Here is a 17,172-nt window from a genome sequence, read left to right as displayed (position 1 = left end):
TTTCATTTCATGGCTTTCAGAGAACGACGTATTGAGAATCGACAAAAAAACAGTTCAAAATGAATCTTCTATAGTATCATTGGAGTTATTTTTCTTTTCTTCTTTTTTTTATACCAATCTATCAGCTCTATCGGTTCTACTCTTGTTTCTTCGGGTACATATACACTCGACAAAGGTACGACAGTGAATACTCTTGATTCCAGTCTGAAGCTCGATATTCCAGAATGGAAGTACAAACTTTGGGTGAAATATTTTGCTCCAGAAATCAAGAATCTCCAAGCAGGTGGTTATACGGTCGAGAAAACTATGGAACTTCGGGAAGTTTTCACAAAAGTTCTCGTGAAACCCGTCTACACTGATCTGACAATCATGATTCTTCCTGGTTGGAATAGTTATGATATCGATGATTATCTGTATCGAAAAGATATTATTCAGGATCCTGGAGATTTTCTTCTCGCACTGCGTGATAATTTCTCGAAATATCAGAAAGATTATCCATTTCTCGAATGAGTTCCGAGTATTGAAGGATTTCTCTATCCCGATACGTACCGCATTCCGAAAGATGCAACTGCTGATACAGTGATTCGCAAGCTTCTCTCAACTTTCGATTCACGAATCGGAGAATCATATACAAAACTCGGAAAAAATGGATACAACAATCTCATCCTTGCTTCTATAGTTGAGCGCGAAGAACGGAACTCTACTGAGAAACCAATCGTTGCTGGTATTCTCGCGAAACGCGTTGCAGAAGGAATTCCTATGGGCGCTGATGCAACAGTATGTTTCGGATATGCCAAAACTCAGAAACAATGTACACCGAGCTTCATTGCTTCCGTCATTGCGGATAAGCATCCATACAATACACGCAATAAGCAAGGATATCCGCCAACACCGATTGCTAGTATTTCTCTCGATACATGGAACGCGGTGCTGAACAAAAAAGATTCACCGTATTACTACTATCTGCATGACACAGAAGGGCAGATTCACTATGCGAAAACACTCGAAGAACACAATCAGAATAAAACAAAATACCTACAATAAGTTTCTGCATTCAACAGATTTAAAGAACATTTAAACTTGGAATATATACTCCGAGATATATTAATAGTAAATACTTTCTTCACATGATTCAGAATATCAATACCTTTCTTTTTCCGCTCGAAAAACTCGTCAGAAAACACCAAAAATATATTGGATATTTCTTTCTTCTTCTTGCATTTCTCTCTCTCGGACTCATTTTCTCACCACAAATGGTGAAATATACAGGTGAAAACTCTCTGAATATACTCTGGTTTCTTCTCTTCTTGCCATTTTTCGCAAGAGTACTGAATCTCAATCTCGGAAAGGCTCTCATGCCACTGAGAAAAGAAATAGGGATTCTCATGGGAACGCTCGCGTTTGTTCATGGTGCTGCATATATTATTCCTGATTACACCTATCTTCTGGAACTGGACTTCTGGTGGCAAGACGGATTTGTGAGCTATCTGGCATTTGGTTTTTTCGCACTGATTCTGACGATTCCACTCACGCTGACATCGAATAAATGGGCGATGCGAAAACTCGGAAAACACTGGAAAACGATTCATCGACTAGTCTATATTGTTATTATCCTCACCATCACTCATGTTGTTCTTCTGAAGTGGTATAGAGAATTTGAATTTGGACAAGTTATGTTGCTTGGACTCTATTTTGTCGGGAAAATCATAGAATGGAAATGAATCGTTCTTGGAAAAGAAAAAACAAAAACATATCCGAAAGGACAAAAATGGCTCTGTGTTCCGTGTGGTTATATCTACGACCCGCTTATAGGAGACGAGGATAGCGGGATTTCTGCCGGAACAGAATTCACAGATATTCCAGATTCATGGAGTTGTCCAGCATGTGGTGTGAAGAAATGAGATTTTGTGCCCTATGATGCAGCTCAGAAAATCGAAACGGGATATGACGCAAAAATCATCGAAAAAACTTTCCTCAATCCAACAACTCTGGAACTCATTATCGAGACTTTTGATCCAATCGGAAGTAATCCAGGACAATTTGTTACATTTGTTTGGCAGGATGCAGAGTGAGAATTCACGAGATCATACTCAATAGTAAAACAAGATGGAAGAAGATTTACTTTTCTCATCAAACTCTCAGAAAACGGTCGTGGAGCTCGTATTCTTCAGGACATCGAAGTTAATGCAAGTATTCGCATTCGTGGGATTTTCGGGAATTTTCTCCTGCAGAAAACAGAAAAACCAAAAATATTCATCGCAACTGGAACGGGATTGGCACCGATTTATAACATGATTCATGCTCTTGATTCATGAATAGAAAAGATACTCTATTTCACCATAGCAACCCAAGATGAACTTTTCTATATCGAAAATCTCAAAAATATCCAAAATCTCGAACTCCATATTCATACAACACGAGAAGAGGTGGAATGATGTGAGTTCGGACGTGTAGATACTGATACTATCGAAGCATCTCCAGATACAGAATGGTATCTCTGTGGGAATCCGAATATGGTTACTGAAGCTCGAGAAAAACTCTCAAAAAGAGGATTCGAGAAAGTATATAGTGAAGAGTTTTAAGAAAACGCAAGAGCATTTCATATTTTCCTTTGCTATAGCGGAAGTGACGAATATTATACGAAAAACCCTCTTCTATTCTTAGCTCTGATATTATAAATGAAACTCTTCAATATTACCGATATATTCAACAACATCGTGACCATGAGTGCGAGCACTATGGAGGCATTCTACGATGAACTGACAAATATCTATAAACAACTCAAAAAAGACAACGATATCGATAATCTCCGTGTTCTTCGTAATAGGATCGCAATGATTCTCGAGAATAATGAGAAGAAATTTTCTCGAAAAGAAGTAGCAAAACTCCATAAAATCAAAACACTTCTCGAAGATATTGACGATACGATCGGTGAGATTGAGGCATCACAGAAGGAAACTATTGAACTCATCGATATACAGAAGAAACTGAAGAAAAAATATGCACCTCAGCTATATGTTCCTGAGAAAAAGAAAAAAACTCATGTGCTCGTTGCGATGAGAAAAACAGAGATTTCTTATGAAGAGGAGATGCTCATGCTCCAGATCGAACTCGTGAAACTCCAGAAATATATCCAATCCACAGGGAAAAAGTTGCTCATCATTTTCGAGGGTCGTGATGCAGCAGGAAAATGAGGAAATATCAAGCGTTTCACAGAGAATCTCAATCCTCGAAATGCAAAAGTAGTGGCCCTCCAGAAGCCAACTGAAGTAGAAAAATGACAATGGTATTTCGAACGATATATCAGACATCTTCCTGATGCTGGAGAAATCGTATTTTTTGATCGCAGTTGGTACAATCGTGCTGGAGTAGAGCCAGTTATGGGTTTTGTCGGAAAGCGTGATTACGAGCGTTTCATGAATGATGTTCCTGTACTTGAGAAAATGTTGATTGATTCAGGGATAAAAATCATAAAATTCTATTTTTCTGTATCAAAAGAAGAACAGGCTCGCAGGTTCAATGAACGTCGTACTAATCCACTCAAGCAATACAAACTCTCTCCAGTAGACCAATTTTCTCAGAAACTTTGGGATCGCTATACTGTAGCGGAGTATGAGAATTTTTCTCGTACACATACCGCTCATGCTCCATGGATTGTCATAGATAGCAATGACAAGGAACGAGCTCGTGTCAATGCAGTGAAATATCTCCTCAATCAATTCGATTATCCAGAGAAAATCGAGACCAAGAAGCTGAAAGTAGATTCTGATATCGTTATTTCTGGGAAACAAAAGGTAAAACTTCTTGAGAATGAGATCGATAAAACAATTAATTTGTTTGATTAATCTTCTCAGAAATATCCTTTCCAGCACTATATCCACCAGCCCAGCATGCCTGGAGATTGAATCCTCCAGTTACCGCATCCACATTCAGAACCTCTCCTGCAAAGTAGAGGTTTTTTTGTATTCTGGATTCCATCGTTTCAGGATTCACTTCATCCGTATTCACGCCTCCAGCGGTGACGAATTCATCTCCAGGACGACGTTCTGAGAGTGTGATTGGGATTCATTCGCCGAGAAGTTTCGAGAGTTTTTCTCGCTCTGACCTCGAAATTGATGCTGCAAAAGTCGTCTCAATATGAGAAAAATAATATGCAACAAATACTTCTACAAAGCGACGAGGAAGTTTTTCTGTGAGGATATTTGTGATGAGTTTTTTCGGATGATTCTGGAATTGGTCTTTCAGGAATTTCTCCCAAGAAGCGAAATCCATATCCGAAAGGGGAGTGAAGTATACTTCTTTCGGATGATTTTTATCGATAGTTTCCCAGGCAAGTTCTGATGAGAGAATAAATGCAAGCGGTCAAGATATTCCGAAATGGGTGAGGAGAAGTGGTCAGGAAAGTTCTATTTTCTTGTCATTCTCGACACATGCCCCTTTCTCTCTGAAAGAGAGATTGGAAGTACTCTTGGGGTGAGAATCCCTTTTCACTTCTTCACTTTTTCCAGAGAGATCCTCGCTTCGCAAAGATGACAAAGAAAAAAAGATTCCAGAATTCTGGAAGGCGAGTCCAGAGAGCTCATGCATCCAAGATTCTCTCGTGAGAAAACTCGAAAGAGAAGGTCAGAGGGTTGTGATTGTATGTCCGAGACTTTTTGCGAAAGCATATCCATCACCCGCGGAACCTGTATGAGCATATGCATTTCACCCTGTCGTAATCACGAGAATATCTGATTCATAGGCTCACTTTGGAGTGGTGATGCGGAATTGTTTTAGAATTCCTTCTTGTGCCCGTCATTCTGAGTAAAACGAAGAATCCATGCTCTGTTTTTCATTTTCCTGGATCCTTCACTTCGTTCAGGATGACGAAAACATGGAAACAGTAGAAACCCCCTCCCCATAATGCAAACTGATTCTATCGCGATGTTTCGCGAATATTTTCTCAAAAACTTCTACCACCTCACTTCCATCATCAGAAACAGGAAAAACACGATTATCTGATTCGCATTTGAGTGGAATTCCATGGGATTCGAACCATTCTCGACACTTTTTCGGAGAGAACTTCCCAAGAGCCTTCTTGATAAATTCATTTCCGCGCGTGTACTTTGAGAGAAGAATTTTCTTATCTTCGATACCTGTTGTGAGGTTACACCTGCCACCACCAGAAATAATCACCTTTTTTCCAGGAGAATTGTTTTTCTCGAAAAGATGGATATGAAAATCGCGAGAATCCGAAGATTCGAGAATCGTCGCCGCGGTCATGATTCCTGCAGCTCAGGCTCAGATGATAGAAATGGATTTCATATGAATAAAACTTCCCAGCATACTAAGAGGGAAGTTTTATTTGTCAAAAATAAGCATGTTTTCTATTCTCATCTCACCTTCATCGCCTCAAGAATTCGTTCCATAGCGACGACATATGCACCCGTTCGGAGCATGACACTATGCTCTTCAGCACTTTTCATGACCCCATGAAGCGCTGTCTCCATCTTGAGCTTGAGCTTCTCCTGGATTTCTTCGCGTGACCAGAAATAATTCGTATTGTTCTGCACTTGTTCGAAGTAGGAGACGGTAACACCTCCAGCATTCGCGAGAATATCTGGAATCACAGGAATTCCTCTCGAAAATAGGATCACATCCGCATCTGGAGTGATTGGCCCATTGGCGAGCTCCATGATGAGGGATGCTTTGATATTTTGCGCATTATCTGCCGTGATCTGATTCTCGAGCGCGGCAGGGATGAGGATATCACACTCGAGTTCGAGGAGTTCTGCATTGGTGATATGCTTTGCACTTGTATATTCTTCGAGGGATTTTTTCGCATTCTTGAGTGAGACAATCTGTGTAATATCGAGTCCTTTTGCATCGTAGATTCCACCATGTGAATCACTCGTTCCGATGAGGATGGATCCTGTTTTTGCAATCAGTTCGATCATATTGAGTCCTGCATTTCCAGCACCTTGGATGATAATTCTCTTTCATTTCAGTGGATTTTCTGAAACATCAGAAACCTGGATTGCTTCATTCTTCGCAATGACGGAACGAAGATACGCCTCGAGCACATAGAGTCCACCCTGAGCGGTCGCTGTATCACGACCAAGTGAACCACCGATAGAGAGTGGCTTCCCAGTGAAAACTCCAGGAGTCCAGTGTCCTACGAGCTTCGAATATTCGTCCACCATCCATGACATGATTTTCCCGTTGGTATTCACGTCGGGAGCAGGGACATCATCGAGTGTGCCGATATATTTATAGAGCTTCTGTACCCAACCACGAGAGAGACGTTCGAGTTCACCTTCAGAGAGCTCTTTCGGATTCACGATGATTCCACCTTTTCCACCACCGAGTGGGAGATCGAGAACAGCTGTCTTGATACTCATCCACGTCGAGAGAGCCATAACCTCCTCTTTTGTCACATCCTGATGGTAGCGGATTCCACCCTTGTATGGGCCACGAGCAGCATTGTGTTGGCTGCGATATCCGACGAAATTCCGGATTTCACCATTATCCATCTTCACAGGAATATTCACTTCGATAATACGTTCTGGATGGAGAATCTTCGGAAACTGGCCATCATATTTTCCCTTGAGGAATTCATATGCAGTCTTCATCTGAGACTGAGCGGAGAGGAATGGATTATTCGTAGACATAATAAAATTATTGGTAGTTATTAAAATTAATTGACATAGTGTATAGGATATTTATAATGATTGTTATATAAATTAATTTATCTTTTATGCGTAAAGGATTCCCATGATCACCAACTCCTGAAGAAGCTCAGGAGATTAACGTTCGAACAGCATTCGCAACTCAACATATCTACTGAGAACGTGCACTTGCAATGATTGAATATGTTGATATGTGGCAGAGACAAGCGATTGCAAGACTCGTTGAACGAAAAGGGGGTAATTTATTTATTTCAGATGAGAATAGAGCTAAAGTTGCTGGAATTCTCTGAGTATAAATATTTAGATATTATGAGAATAATTCTCATAATATAGTTTCTTTGGGAAAAGCAAGTATTTTTCTATTGCCAAATGGTGAGAGAAATTTTTTAGAGATTCTTCGCAACAGTTTTGAGAGATTTTTCGAGTGCCTTGAGTCATTCATCGATTTCGTCATAGCTGATCACGATCGGTGGTTCGATACGGGAAGTGATAGAGCTATTGAGTGTGCCAGCGACGAGGACTCCATTCTTGAAGAGTTCTGCCGTCACCTGATATCCGATCTCTGCCGAGCGGAAGTGTTGAGCAATGAGGAGTCATTTTCCCGTAACGCTTTCATAGATTTCTGGATATTTCTGGACGAATTTCTGCATCTTCTTCATGATGTAGTCTCATTTTTCTCGGGCAAGCTTCGGGAAGTTCTCACGAAGTGCGACATGGATAGCCGCGATAGCAGCCGAACAAGCGAGTGCCCCACCTCCAGTAGTTGTCGTGTGGATGAACGGATTCGGATGCATCATCGATTGCCAGATCTCCTCCGTCGAGACGAATGCTGAGATAGGCATCACACCACCACCGAGTGCTTTTCCCATCGTCATGATATCAGGAACTACTCCCCAATGATCCACTCACCAGAGTGTCCCCGTACGTCCGAGTCCTGTCTGCACTTCATCAGCAATCAGGAGAACTCCATGTTTTTTGGTTGCTTTGCGTATACGAGGCCAGAAGTCATCTGGAGGTACAATCGCTCCTCATTCACCCTGAATCGGCTCCATCATCACAGCGGCGATACCAATTCCGACCTGTTCACAGATTTCGAGCTGGCGTTCGACCGCATCAGCATCACCATATGGGACATGATACACTGGTCAACCGTAGAGTTGTCCGACGGGTGCACGATAGTCTTTTTTTCCGATGAGTGAGAGTGAACCCATAGTTTTCCCGTGAAATGCCTTCGTAGCGACGATGAATCCGTCTTTCTTGGTGTACATTTTCGCGAGCTTGATAGCTCATTCATTGGCTTCGGTTCCACTTCCAGCAAAGAACGCATACTTCAAATCTCATGGGGTAATCTCGGCGAGAATACGAGCGAGAACACCACGAAGCGGATCGATGAGTTCCTGTGATGGCATCGGATTATGGAGGAGTTGAGATTGTACCGCTTCGACTACTTCTGGATGCGACCAGCCATGCGAGAGAAGTCCATATCCACCGAGAAAGTCGATATACTCACGACCGAGAACGTCTCGAAATCTCGCGCCACGCCCAGTCCATTCTACACCGACACAATCACCAGGAATAATTCCACACTGATCCGCAAGGGTGACGGATTTTCGATATTCCATCCATCATCGATTGAAGTGTTCATTGAAGTTGTGTACCGATTCTTTCACGATCCAATTCGCTTCTTCTGGGGTTGGTGTTTGTTTTTCTTTGATGACTTCGAGCCATTTGTGCGTATAGTCGAGAATGTTTTTCTTTTTTTCTTTCATATTGGTGTTGTTTATCATGATGCAGAATAACAAAAATACTCTACCAGAATTTCTTCCTGAGAGCAAAAAATTCGAGTCATTTTCAGAAGAAATATTTCCAACTCGATACATAGAGCTTCCTCTTGTAGATAAATATTGCAACCGCTACATTGAGCAGTATTTGGTAGAGAAAATATCCCGCATTCGAGAACGAAATATCGCGCAGAGAAAGCAGAAAAAATCCGATAGAAAGCGGCGCAAAAATCCATGCAATAATATCTTCCGATGCTGGATTGATCCAGATTTTTTTCAGAGAAGGGAAGAGAACGAGAAAATCGATAATAATCATAAAAACAATGGTTCCATCTACTCCAAGAATCTTCGTTCATGTGATGATGGCAATCGCGAGAAAAAGAGTGAGATAGTCAGCAAATCCGATGCGAATCTTGCGAATATAAAACCATCCGAGAAGTGACCCGATGAGTAGCGCTGTTGTACGAATGATTACGGGAATAAGTGAATATGAGAAACCTTCCGTGAGAAAGACAAAATATCAGCTCGTAGCTGCGAACATGAACCATATCGTCCAACTGAACGGATGTGGCACGACTCGACCATGAAAAACATGGTAAAAATACGGAACAATCCCGATGAGATAGAAGAGGGAAGAGAGGATGACGAAAAAAGTGGAAAGGGTCATATGTTCATCCTATCATGTTTCATGGAATAAAACAAATAATGATGCAATATATGTTATGTAAGTCAAGTGAAAACGTTCAAAAACAGAAAAATCTTTCAAAATTTAATATTTCTGTAATATTTGGTTCATATAATTCTCGCAATCCAGACGACCTCTTTCGAAATAGGAAAAGTGAATTTGTGACGTTAGAGGTCTTGTTTGGAGGATTATTATTTCATTTTTATACATTATGGCACTCCATCTCTGAGAAAATGAAAAATTAATGTACACTCTCAAAAAAACGCCTTTTATCTGGATGACTCCTGTTATTTTTTGAATATTTCTTTTCGTTGCCTTTAGTGTTTCTTCGGAACATCTGACATGAGGAACGGGACTGTTCATATTCATTCTATCGATATGGCTGATCGTAGAATTCGTCCGGAGAATTCGCTATGCAGGATATATCACCGACAAGCGGATTGTGCTTCATTATGGATTTTTTCGCCATGAACAAGAGATACAATTCGCACAGATCAGATGAGTGAACGTCAAGCGCTACAAGTCCATCTTCTGGCATCAGATTGTCGTGAACGAGATACGAGGAGTGGGGACTCTCTTCGATTATGTGGATAATTATGATGAATTCATCTGTGCTATGTATGAGATCAATGAAGGAAATGCGATTCCTATGAGTTTTGTAGAGTGTGATTTTTGAGGATTGTAGTCGTGTTTTTTTATTTGATTGGGAAGGGAGTTTCTATAGAATAGTAAAAATTTATAATTATATGATCAACTTACATAAAATATTTTCCAATCCAGCAGAATCTCTCTCTATTTTCACGAGAGATGAAATCGATGAGATTGATACTCGTATTTATGAGCGGGATGGGAAGCTTTGGCTCAAAAGTTACTCACGCGGAGAAGAGGAAAAACAAGTCTGGAGTGAGAAAAAATCTGCACCAGAAGAGATAGTGAGACAACTCTATCTCCGAGAACTTCTCAAAAAATATAAGTACCCGAAAGAACGAGTGGATATCGAAAGATCTGTCCGTTTTGGTCGTGAGACCAAGCGAGTGGATATTGTGATCTATTCCGAGGATAATGAAACGCCTCATCTCATGGTCGAAGTGAAAGCTCCACATGAGAAAAACGATGTCGAACAACTCAAGAGCTATCTCAATGCTGATGGTGCGCCTTTTGGTGTTGCAACCAATGGTAAATCCGTCCTCATTCTCTATCGTCCATATCCAAAGGATTTTGACACTCTTGCTGATATCCCAAAATTCTGAGAAACGGTCGATGATGTCCTTGCTCGGCGTATAATGCTCGCAGATCTCGAAGAGCCAAAACAACTCAAAGAAGTTATCGAAAATATCGAGGAACTCGTACTTGCAAACTCTGGATTTGATAGTTTTGATGAAATATTCAAGCTCATCTATGCGAAACTTCATGACGAAAAAGAATCCATCGAGAATCCTGATAGACCACTCGAATTTCGAAAATCTCCAACGAAAGATGCGAATAAAACGAAAGCTGACATAACTCGTCTCTTCGAAGAAGCAAAAGGACGATGGAAATGAGTATTTGAAAAATCAGATACCATAAAACTCCTTCCTGAACATCTCTCTATCTGCGTGGGTGAACTTGAGACATTTAAGCTCCTCGGTACTAATCTGCAGGTCATCGATGAGGCTTTCGAATACCTCATACCTGATGTCGCGAAGAGTAAAAAATGACAATATTTCACACCTCGTATCGTGATCGATATGTGTGTTCGTATGATGCAGCCAGGAGAAAAGGAAAAAGTTATCGATACTGCTTGTGGCTCTGGAGGATTCCTGATCCATACTATGGAGTACCTGAAGAAAAAACATAACTGGACAAACACAAAGATGTCCTCGTATGCGAAACAATCACTTTTTGGTATTGATTTCGATGAAAAGTCATCCAAGATTGCCCGTGCAATGATGCTGATTGCTGGAGATGGGAAATCTCATATCTACAAAGAAAATTCTCTTGATAGTGCTTCTTGGCAAGATACGACAAAAGTCGATTTCAAGAGTGAAGACTTGCTCACAGAATTCGATGAATATGAGAAAAACGAGCAAAATAAGAAAGAATATCTCTACTTCAATTTTGATGTCCTCCTTGCGAATCCTCCATTTGCTGGAGAGGTCAAGGAATCTGCCACTCTTGCCAAATTCCAACTCGGAAAACATCCAAAAACAGGAAAAAATATCGACAATATCTCTCGTCATCTTCTCTTTATCGAACGCAATCTGAACTTCGTGCGACCAGGAGGACGACTGGCTCTCGTACTTCCACAATGAGTATTCAACAATACAAGTGAAGAATACATCCGCAAATTCATCATGGATCATGCACGCATCCTCGCCGTCGTGGGTATCGAGTGAAATAGTTTCAAACCTCATACAGGAACAAAGACAAGCGTTATATTCCTCCAAAAGTGGGATGATAATGCTAATAAACGAGTAGAAAATTACCCGATATTTTTCGCGACTTCCAAAGTCCCATTCAAAAATAACTCCTGAGAATACGTCTATCGCGATGCGAGCTCTCGAAGTATAGATAATCTCCAATCTGATCTCCTCCAGATTGCAGAGGCTTTTGAAGTGTGGGGAAGGGAGCAGGGATTTAGCTTTTTAAAATAGAGAAATTATATGAGAAGCACTAAAAAATCCTTTTCTATAGCACTACTGAAAATTGGGAATGAACCATTTACAATTAATGATTTTTCAACAATACCAGAAGTTATACAAGATAATCAAGAAATCGCTTGAGAAATTTTATCACATTGTAAAATCTATAAGAATGAGTATCAAAGTCGATATATTTCATTATACTTTGAGGAATGAAATATATTCCCAAGACCACCTGTTGTTTACAATAGGACAAGTATGCAGGATGAGGATAATCCGAGAAGCGTAGATCAGATAGAAAGAGATTCGCAAACTTTTATTCTTATTGATGTCAAAGAACAAAAGATATTTCTTTCCGACTTCAGAAAGAAACATACAATAGAAATATTTTTACAAGAGAAATTATGAAAACAAGTAGCAATAAAGAATATCATAAACAGGGAGGAATTTCTTGATAACATTACCTGAATACAATCAATATATTTATCAGCAACCCCAAATTTGTTTTCAAGTGTGTGAATTTTATGAGATGAATTAACTAATGACTTTAATAATTATGGTGCTTTAATTAGAAATATGGAAGTAAAGATATCTTTTCAGGATGCTAAAATGTCTGATAGATTAAAATCAAAAATATGATCTTTCTTTTCTCAAAAGGATAACAGTGCTATTGATAAGTTACAAATAACATGAAGATACGATGATAAATTTGATAGAATATTTAACTCAGAAGGTATTATAGATAAAATTCAGATTAATATTGATTCTGATGAAAATGGACTGTACGACAAAGATTCTGTTTTTAATATTCTAATTAATGAGATATCATGAAATTAATTACTCAAATTACTCTCATATTAATAATATCAACTGCTCTTCAATATCTTTTCCCTATTAAAATTGAGAAAGAATTAATTGCAAATTTACTCACATTTCTTTCTGTAATAGTGGGATTTTATATGACAAGTTTCGCTGTATTTGCAACATCAAAGTATCTAAATAAATTATATGAAATCGAAAATATTCATGACAATAGAAAAACCCTTCTCGATGACTTATTAGAACCATTCATCTTTGCAATTAAATTCTGACTCTTTTCAATCATATATTTTATATTTTCATATATGATTCTTGTAAATTGCATTATTCTTTGGGCTTTATGCCCATTTCTTGGAATAATTCTCTGTAATTTAGTTCTAATTTTTTCAACGGTTTCGTCCTTCATTCTTGTTACAAGACAATCTGCAAAACTAAAATAATCCCCATGTCCTCCACTCTCTCTCCATCCCTCACTTCTCTCATCCAAAAATATAATTTGGATATTTCGATTGTAGAAGTGAGTAATATTTATGAATCTCGTTTAGATCCAGAATTTTATAGTCTTGAGTATATAAAAATTGAAAATAAAGATTCCAAGAGTTTGAATGATTTATGAATCAAGGTTTTTAGTGGACCATTTGGATCATTTTTAAAGAGTGAAAGTTATGTGCAAATCGGCAACCCTTTTGTTAGAATATCTGATGTAAAGGATATTTTCTTATCGAAAACATGAATGATGTTTCTTGATGATAGTGAGTTTGCGAGAATGAAGAAATATCATCTTGAAGTAGATGATATAGTTTTATCTAAAGTTTGAACAGTATGAAGATTAAGCATAATTACTCCCGAAATATGAACGATTGCTGTGAGTGAAAATAATATTGGCATCAAGTTCTCAGATCATCCACAAGTTTTGAAATTATATATTTTTATATTTTTAATATCAAAATATGGGCAAAGCGAATTCCAGAAATTTAGTAGTGGAAATGTTCAGCCAAAATTAAATGTATCAGATGTTGGAAACTTTAAAATCCCTCTCCCATCTCCTACTTTCCAATCTTCCATAGCTGAGCTTGTCGGGGAAGCTCACAAGCAAAGAGAGCTTTCAAAATCCCTCTATGCGGAAGCAGAAAATATCCTCCTCTCTGAACTCTGACTCGTGAACTGGAAACCCAGCGAGGAAAATATTACAGAGAAAATGAGTTCAGAAGTCGAGTTTTTTGGTCGATGTGATGCGGAGTTTTTCCAGCCGAAATATGATGAACTACTTGGAAAGCTAAAAAAGTTTGAAATAAAAAAACTCTCTGAAATGTGTAAAATTCAAAGATGATCATTGATTTCACCTGAATTTTATAATGAAAATGAGTGAATCCCATATTTACGATGAGCGGATTTTTCATCGTGAAATCTGTGAGAAGATAAGCTTATGTATATCGACAAATCGTTCATTCGTACTAATGAACAAAGAGTGTCAAAAGATGATATTATTTTTGCAACTATTTGATCTGTTTGAACTTCAGCTTTGGTAAATGATAAATTTGACAATTGTTATCTTTCAAATAATACTTGAAAATTGAGTATTAGAAACAAAAAAGAAGTTCTTCCAATCGTTCTTCAGTTAATTTTACAATCTATCATTGGAAAACTTCAATTTGAAAGATTTGAAACAAGAACAGCTCAACCGAAGATTTCAAACGAACAAGTTTGAATGATTCAAGTCCCTATTCTTCCTGATACAATCCAATCCCTTATTTCCGAAAAAATTATAGCTTCTCATATGGCTCGTGAGTCTTCGAAAAAACTCCTCGAAAAGGCAAAACGAGCGGTAGAGATATTTATCGAAGAAGATGAGGATAGTGCGAACAAATACTTAGGCTAAAGTTTCAATAATCATGATTTCAAGGAAAAAGAAACTCATACTCGAAAAAGGCATAGAGTGAAGTATCAAGAAACAGGAAAGCGTATTCTCTGCGAACTTCATCACTCGCGCCCTTCTCCGTCGAGCCGACAAGCTCGGAAAGAAGAAAAATGCATTCTAAAGAAAATATGCAGGACTTAACATACCAGAAAACATGTAAAGAATCGTTTACATGTTTCAATAACATGTAAAGAATATATATATTTATTTTACATGTTCTATTGATTTCCCAGAAATTTAATATACAATCAACCTACATTATTTCTTTTCTATGCACGATCCTAGAATTCCATACAATCATCTTCCACTCTTACCAGGAGATTTCGAGTATGATAAGAAGCTATTTCTGAAGCTGGCTATCAAGGCAAGTGAAGAACTCTCGAAACTGAATGGTCTCGTAAAACTTATACCAAACCATGAGATACTCATAGCACCACTTCTTGTAAAGGAATCGGTCGAATCATCTGCAATAGAGAATATCAATACCACAACTCTCAAAGTACTCCAATCAGAAGCCCTTCCAGAAAGTTCGGTAAAATGACCTGAGAAGGAGGTGCTCCACTATCATCGTGCTATGCTTGCATGATATGAGAGATTACAGAAAGAGTGAGGTATTGGATATAATGCGATCATCTCTACCCAATCACTCATCGAGCCGAATAAGCCATGAGTGAGAAAAATCCCTGGAACAGTCATTGCAAACGGATATGGCGAAGTCCTCTATACACCTCCATCTGGAGAAGATGTTATCGTGCAACTTCTCTCGAATCTCGAAAGATGGATAAATGAATCAAATGATGACATTGACCCTCTTATCAAAATGCCAGTGATACATTATCAATTTGAGTCTATCCACCCATTTTATGATGGAAATGGCCGTACCGGTCGTATACTCAACGTCCTCTATCTTATCATGTCAGGAAAACTCGACTATCCAGTACTTTTTCTCAGTGAATATATCAACAAGCACAGGAAAGAGTATTATAAACTCTTTACGAAGACTCGTGATACGGGTGACTACAGTGACTTTATCATATATATGCTCGAGTGAGTAATAATCCAGGCAAAGAGTACGTCTGAGAAAATCATAAAAATCCATACTCTCATGTGAGAGATCGAAGAGGAAATGTCGAAGTTAAATCTAGATTATCATAAGATTACTAAAATACTCTTCTCAAAGCCATTCTTGACCGTAACTGAGTTTACTGAACTTCTCTGATATACGAGACAGACAGCAACAAAATATATACAAATTCTCGAAGAAAATAATCTCGTATCCTCGATGAGAATCGGGAAAAACAAACTTCTCTATATCTCACAATTTATCAACCTTCTCCAGTAAGTAAAATCCCCCTCCAATCGGAAGGGGATTTCTTGTATTTTTCTGAGAGCCTCATGGCAGTCCCACTAGGATTCGAACCTAGGTCAAAGGCTTTGGAGACCTCTACACTAACCACTGTGCTATGGGACTATCACGAGACTCTCAGAAGAGAGACTAGATAGCATAGCGGTAGAAAGCAACGACGCTGTCTTTTCCGATAGCATCACCGACTTTCTGATCTGGATTGATAACAAATGGTTGAGTGAGGAGAGCATTCTCTTCACGGAACTTTGTCATTTTTCCTTCGATGATTTTCGCGAGAATATCATCTGGTTTTCCAGCGTTCTTTGGATCTTCTTTCATGATAGCGAGTTGGATTTCTTTCTCCTTGGCTACGATATCTTCAGAGATATCAGAAGGGGAGAGAACTTGTGGATTCGAAGCCACAACATGCATAGCCACTTGCTTGAGAGTATCAGCATCAGTTCCAGCCTTGGCTACAACTACTGCCGCATTCTTGGCATTGGAGTGAACATAGTTCGCGATCACCTCACCTTCGATTTTTGTGAGTGTGCGGATCTGCATATTCTCACCGACCTTGAGTGTATATTCACTTGCCTTGAGCTCTTCTGCTTGAGCAATCGCAGAAGCATCGTCAGCCGAAGCCTTGCGAATATCGATGAAGTGTCCGAGCATAGCGTCGAATGTCTCATTGCGAGCGACGAAATCTGTCTCACAAGATACTACTGCAACGTATGCAACATTTCCTTCTGTGACGATTTTGATTTTTCCTTCGCTTGTCTCGTTATCAGCACGTTTTGCTGCCTTTGCGAGACCCTTTTTGCGGAGTGACTCGATAGCGAGTTCCATATCACCATTTGCTTCTACGAGAGCATTCTTACAGTCAGACATACCGACACCAGTACGTTCGCGAAGCTCTTTTATCATTGCTGGAGTTACCATAAAAATGAAAAATTAACAATTAAAAATTTGAGAAAACATCTTATTTCCCAGGAGTGAACCAAGTATCTACACCAAGAGCCCGAGAAATTCGGATACTCTGAGTATACAGATACGGAATCTCGAATTTTTCTCCACTATATGCCTTCCATGCGAGAAAAACCACATGAACAAAAATAATAAATTGGAGGAGTTCTCCGAGAAAACGGACAAACAAAATCGAAGTGACAACACTCGTCAGAATCGATGCTATCAGAAGTACAAATCCTTGTCTCATATAGAACACAGTATATTCTGTTTTTTTGTCCATCAGAATCGGGAGAAAAAAAAGAATAACACCAAGTACAGCGATAATTCGTTCTTGACTCTGTGGATCGATCTGATTCTGATTTTCCATAT

General features: G+C 39.0%; 15 protein-coding genes, 1 tRNA gene and 2 pseudogenes. 11 read left to right on the top strand and 7 right to left on the bottom strand.

Features of this window, described 5'->3' with window-relative positions:
* The first annotated feature begins 9 nt into the window (after window positions 1–9).
* The 4 genes and pseudogenes from mltG to ppk2 all read left to right on the top strand — a co-directional run bounded on the left by mltG (window position 10) and on the right by ppk2 (window position 3,845).
* On the top strand, window positions 10–1,044 hold the full coding sequence (gene mltG, locus PHY14_00190; GenBank protein ID MDD2693332.1) for an endolytic transglycosylase MltG: 1,035 nt from the start codon (window positions 10–12) through the stop codon (window positions 1,042–1,044).
* Between the two features lie 209 nt (window positions 1,045–1,253).
* Window positions 1,254–1,607: pseudogene (locus PHY14_00185) on the top strand (ferric reductase-like transmembrane domain-containing protein).
* A gap of 156 nt (window positions 1,608–1,763) precedes the next feature.
* Window positions 1,764–1,919, top strand: a pseudogene (locus PHY14_00180) (rubredoxin).
* 1,137 nt (window positions 1,920–3,056) lie between these two features.
* A complete protein-coding gene (gene ppk2 / locus PHY14_00175; GenBank protein ID MDD2693331.1) occupies window positions 3,057–3,845 on the top strand; it encodes a polyphosphate kinase 2 in 789 nt (262 codons plus the stop codon).
* Here ppk2 and PHY14_00170 read toward each other — a convergent pair.
* On the bottom strand, window positions 3,829–5,304 hold the full coding sequence (locus PHY14_00170; protein ID MDD2693330.1) for an NAD(P)/FAD-dependent oxidoreductase: 1,476 nt from the start codon (window positions 5,302–5,304) through the stop codon (window positions 3,829–3,831). The genes ppk2 and PHY14_00170 overlap by 17 nt on opposite strands.
* Window positions 5,305–5,366: 62 nt before the next feature.
* On the bottom strand, window positions 5,367–6,650 hold the full coding sequence (locus tag PHY14_00165; protein ID MDD2693329.1) for a Glu/Leu/Phe/Val dehydrogenase: 1,284 nt from the start codon (window positions 6,648–6,650) through the stop codon (window positions 5,367–5,369).
* An 86-nt stretch (window positions 6,651–6,736) separates the two neighbouring features.
* On the opposite strand from PHY14_00165, the gene PHY14_00160 reads away from it, so the two are divergent.
* Window positions 6,737–6,964, top strand: a complete 228-nt coding sequence (locus PHY14_00160) for a hypothetical protein (protein ID MDD2693328.1) — start codon at window positions 6,737–6,739, stop codon at window positions 6,962–6,964.
* 90 nt (window positions 6,965–7,054) lie between these two features.
* On the opposite strand, the gene PHY14_00155 is transcribed toward PHY14_00160, so the two are convergent.
* Both PHY14_00155 and PHY14_00150 read right to left on the bottom strand, forming a co-directional pair.
* Window positions 7,055–8,455, bottom strand: a complete 1,401-nt coding sequence (locus PHY14_00155) for an aminotransferase class III-fold pyridoxal phosphate-dependent enzyme (protein MDD2693327.1) — start codon at window positions 8,453–8,455, stop codon at window positions 7,055–7,057.
* Window positions 8,456–8,477: 22 nt separating this feature from the next.
* Window positions 8,478–9,116 (bottom strand): hypothetical protein, encoded by a 639-nt coding sequence (locus PHY14_00150; GenBank protein MDD2693326.1) that lies wholly within the window; start codon window positions 9,114–9,116, stop codon window positions 8,478–8,480.
* Between the two features lie 229 nt (window positions 9,117–9,345).
* On the opposite strand from PHY14_00150, the gene PHY14_00145 reads away from it, so the two are divergent.
* The 6 genes from PHY14_00145 (at window position 9,346) to PHY14_00120 (ending at window position 15,834) form a co-directional block, all read left to right on the top strand.
* Window positions 9,346–9,819 carry a hypothetical protein gene (locus PHY14_00145; GenBank protein MDD2693325.1) on the top strand — a complete coding sequence of 158 codons (474 nt, stop codon included), beginning with the start codon at window positions 9,346–9,348 and terminating at the stop codon, window positions 9,817–9,819.
* A gap of 61 nt (window positions 9,820–9,880) precedes the next feature.
* Window positions 9,881–11,767 carry an N-6 DNA methylase gene (locus PHY14_00140; GenBank protein ID MDD2693324.1) on the top strand — a complete coding sequence of 629 codons (1,887 nt, stop codon included), beginning with the start codon at window positions 9,881–9,883 and terminating at the stop codon, window positions 11,765–11,767.
* Between the two features lie 9 nt (window positions 11,768–11,776).
* Window positions 11,777–12,592 carry a hypothetical protein gene (locus tag PHY14_00135; GenBank protein MDD2693323.1) on the top strand — a complete coding sequence of 272 codons (816 nt, stop codon included), beginning with the start codon at window positions 11,777–11,779 and terminating at the stop codon, window positions 12,590–12,592.
* Window positions 12,593–13,019: 427 nt separating this feature from the next.
* Window positions 13,020–14,453: a restriction endonuclease subunit S gene (locus PHY14_00130; protein ID MDD2693322.1), complete on the top strand. Its 1,434-nt coding sequence runs from the start codon at window positions 13,020–13,022 to the stop codon at window positions 14,451–14,453.
* A 13-nt stretch (window positions 14,454–14,466) separates the two neighbouring features.
* Complete coding sequence (locus PHY14_00125) at window positions 14,467–14,613, top strand: hypothetical protein (GenBank protein ID MDD2693321.1); 147 nt, start codon at window positions 14,467–14,469, stop codon at window positions 14,611–14,613.
* 150 nt (window positions 14,614–14,763) lie between these two features.
* Complete coding sequence (locus PHY14_00120) at window positions 14,764–15,834, top strand: Fic family protein (protein MDD2693320.1); 1,071 nt, start codon at window positions 14,764–14,766, stop codon at window positions 15,832–15,834.
* A 54-nt stretch (window positions 15,835–15,888) separates the two neighbouring features.
* On the opposite strand, the gene PHY14_00115 is transcribed toward PHY14_00120, so the two are convergent.
* The 3 genes from PHY14_00115 to PHY14_00105 all read right to left on the bottom strand — a co-directional run bounded on the left by PHY14_00115 (window position 15,889) and on the right by PHY14_00105 (window position 17,170).
* Window positions 15,889–15,963, bottom strand: a tRNA-Trp gene (locus PHY14_00115).
* A gap of 24 nt (window positions 15,964–15,987) precedes the next feature.
* Complete coding sequence (tsf, locus tag PHY14_00110; GenBank protein MDD2693319.1) at window positions 15,988–16,776, bottom strand: translation elongation factor Ts; 789 nt, start codon at window positions 16,774–16,776, stop codon at window positions 15,988–15,990.
* Window positions 16,777–16,816: 40 nt separating this feature from the next.
* The gene (locus PHY14_00105; GenBank protein ID MDD2693318.1) at window positions 16,817–17,170 is read right to left on the bottom strand and encodes a hypothetical protein; all 354 of its coding nucleotides are present in this window, start codon (window positions 17,168–17,170) and stop codon (window positions 16,817–16,819) included.
* Between the last annotated feature and the right edge of the window lie 2 nt (window positions 17,171–17,172).

It is taken from the genome of Candidatus Gracilibacteria bacterium (genome assembly GCA_028687475.1).
Lineage (GTDB): Bacteria > Patescibacteriota > Gracilibacteria > BD1-5 > UBA2023 > STC-74.
Note: the sequence above shows the minus strand (reverse complement) of the source record. Positions and strands in the feature narration are given on the sequence as shown.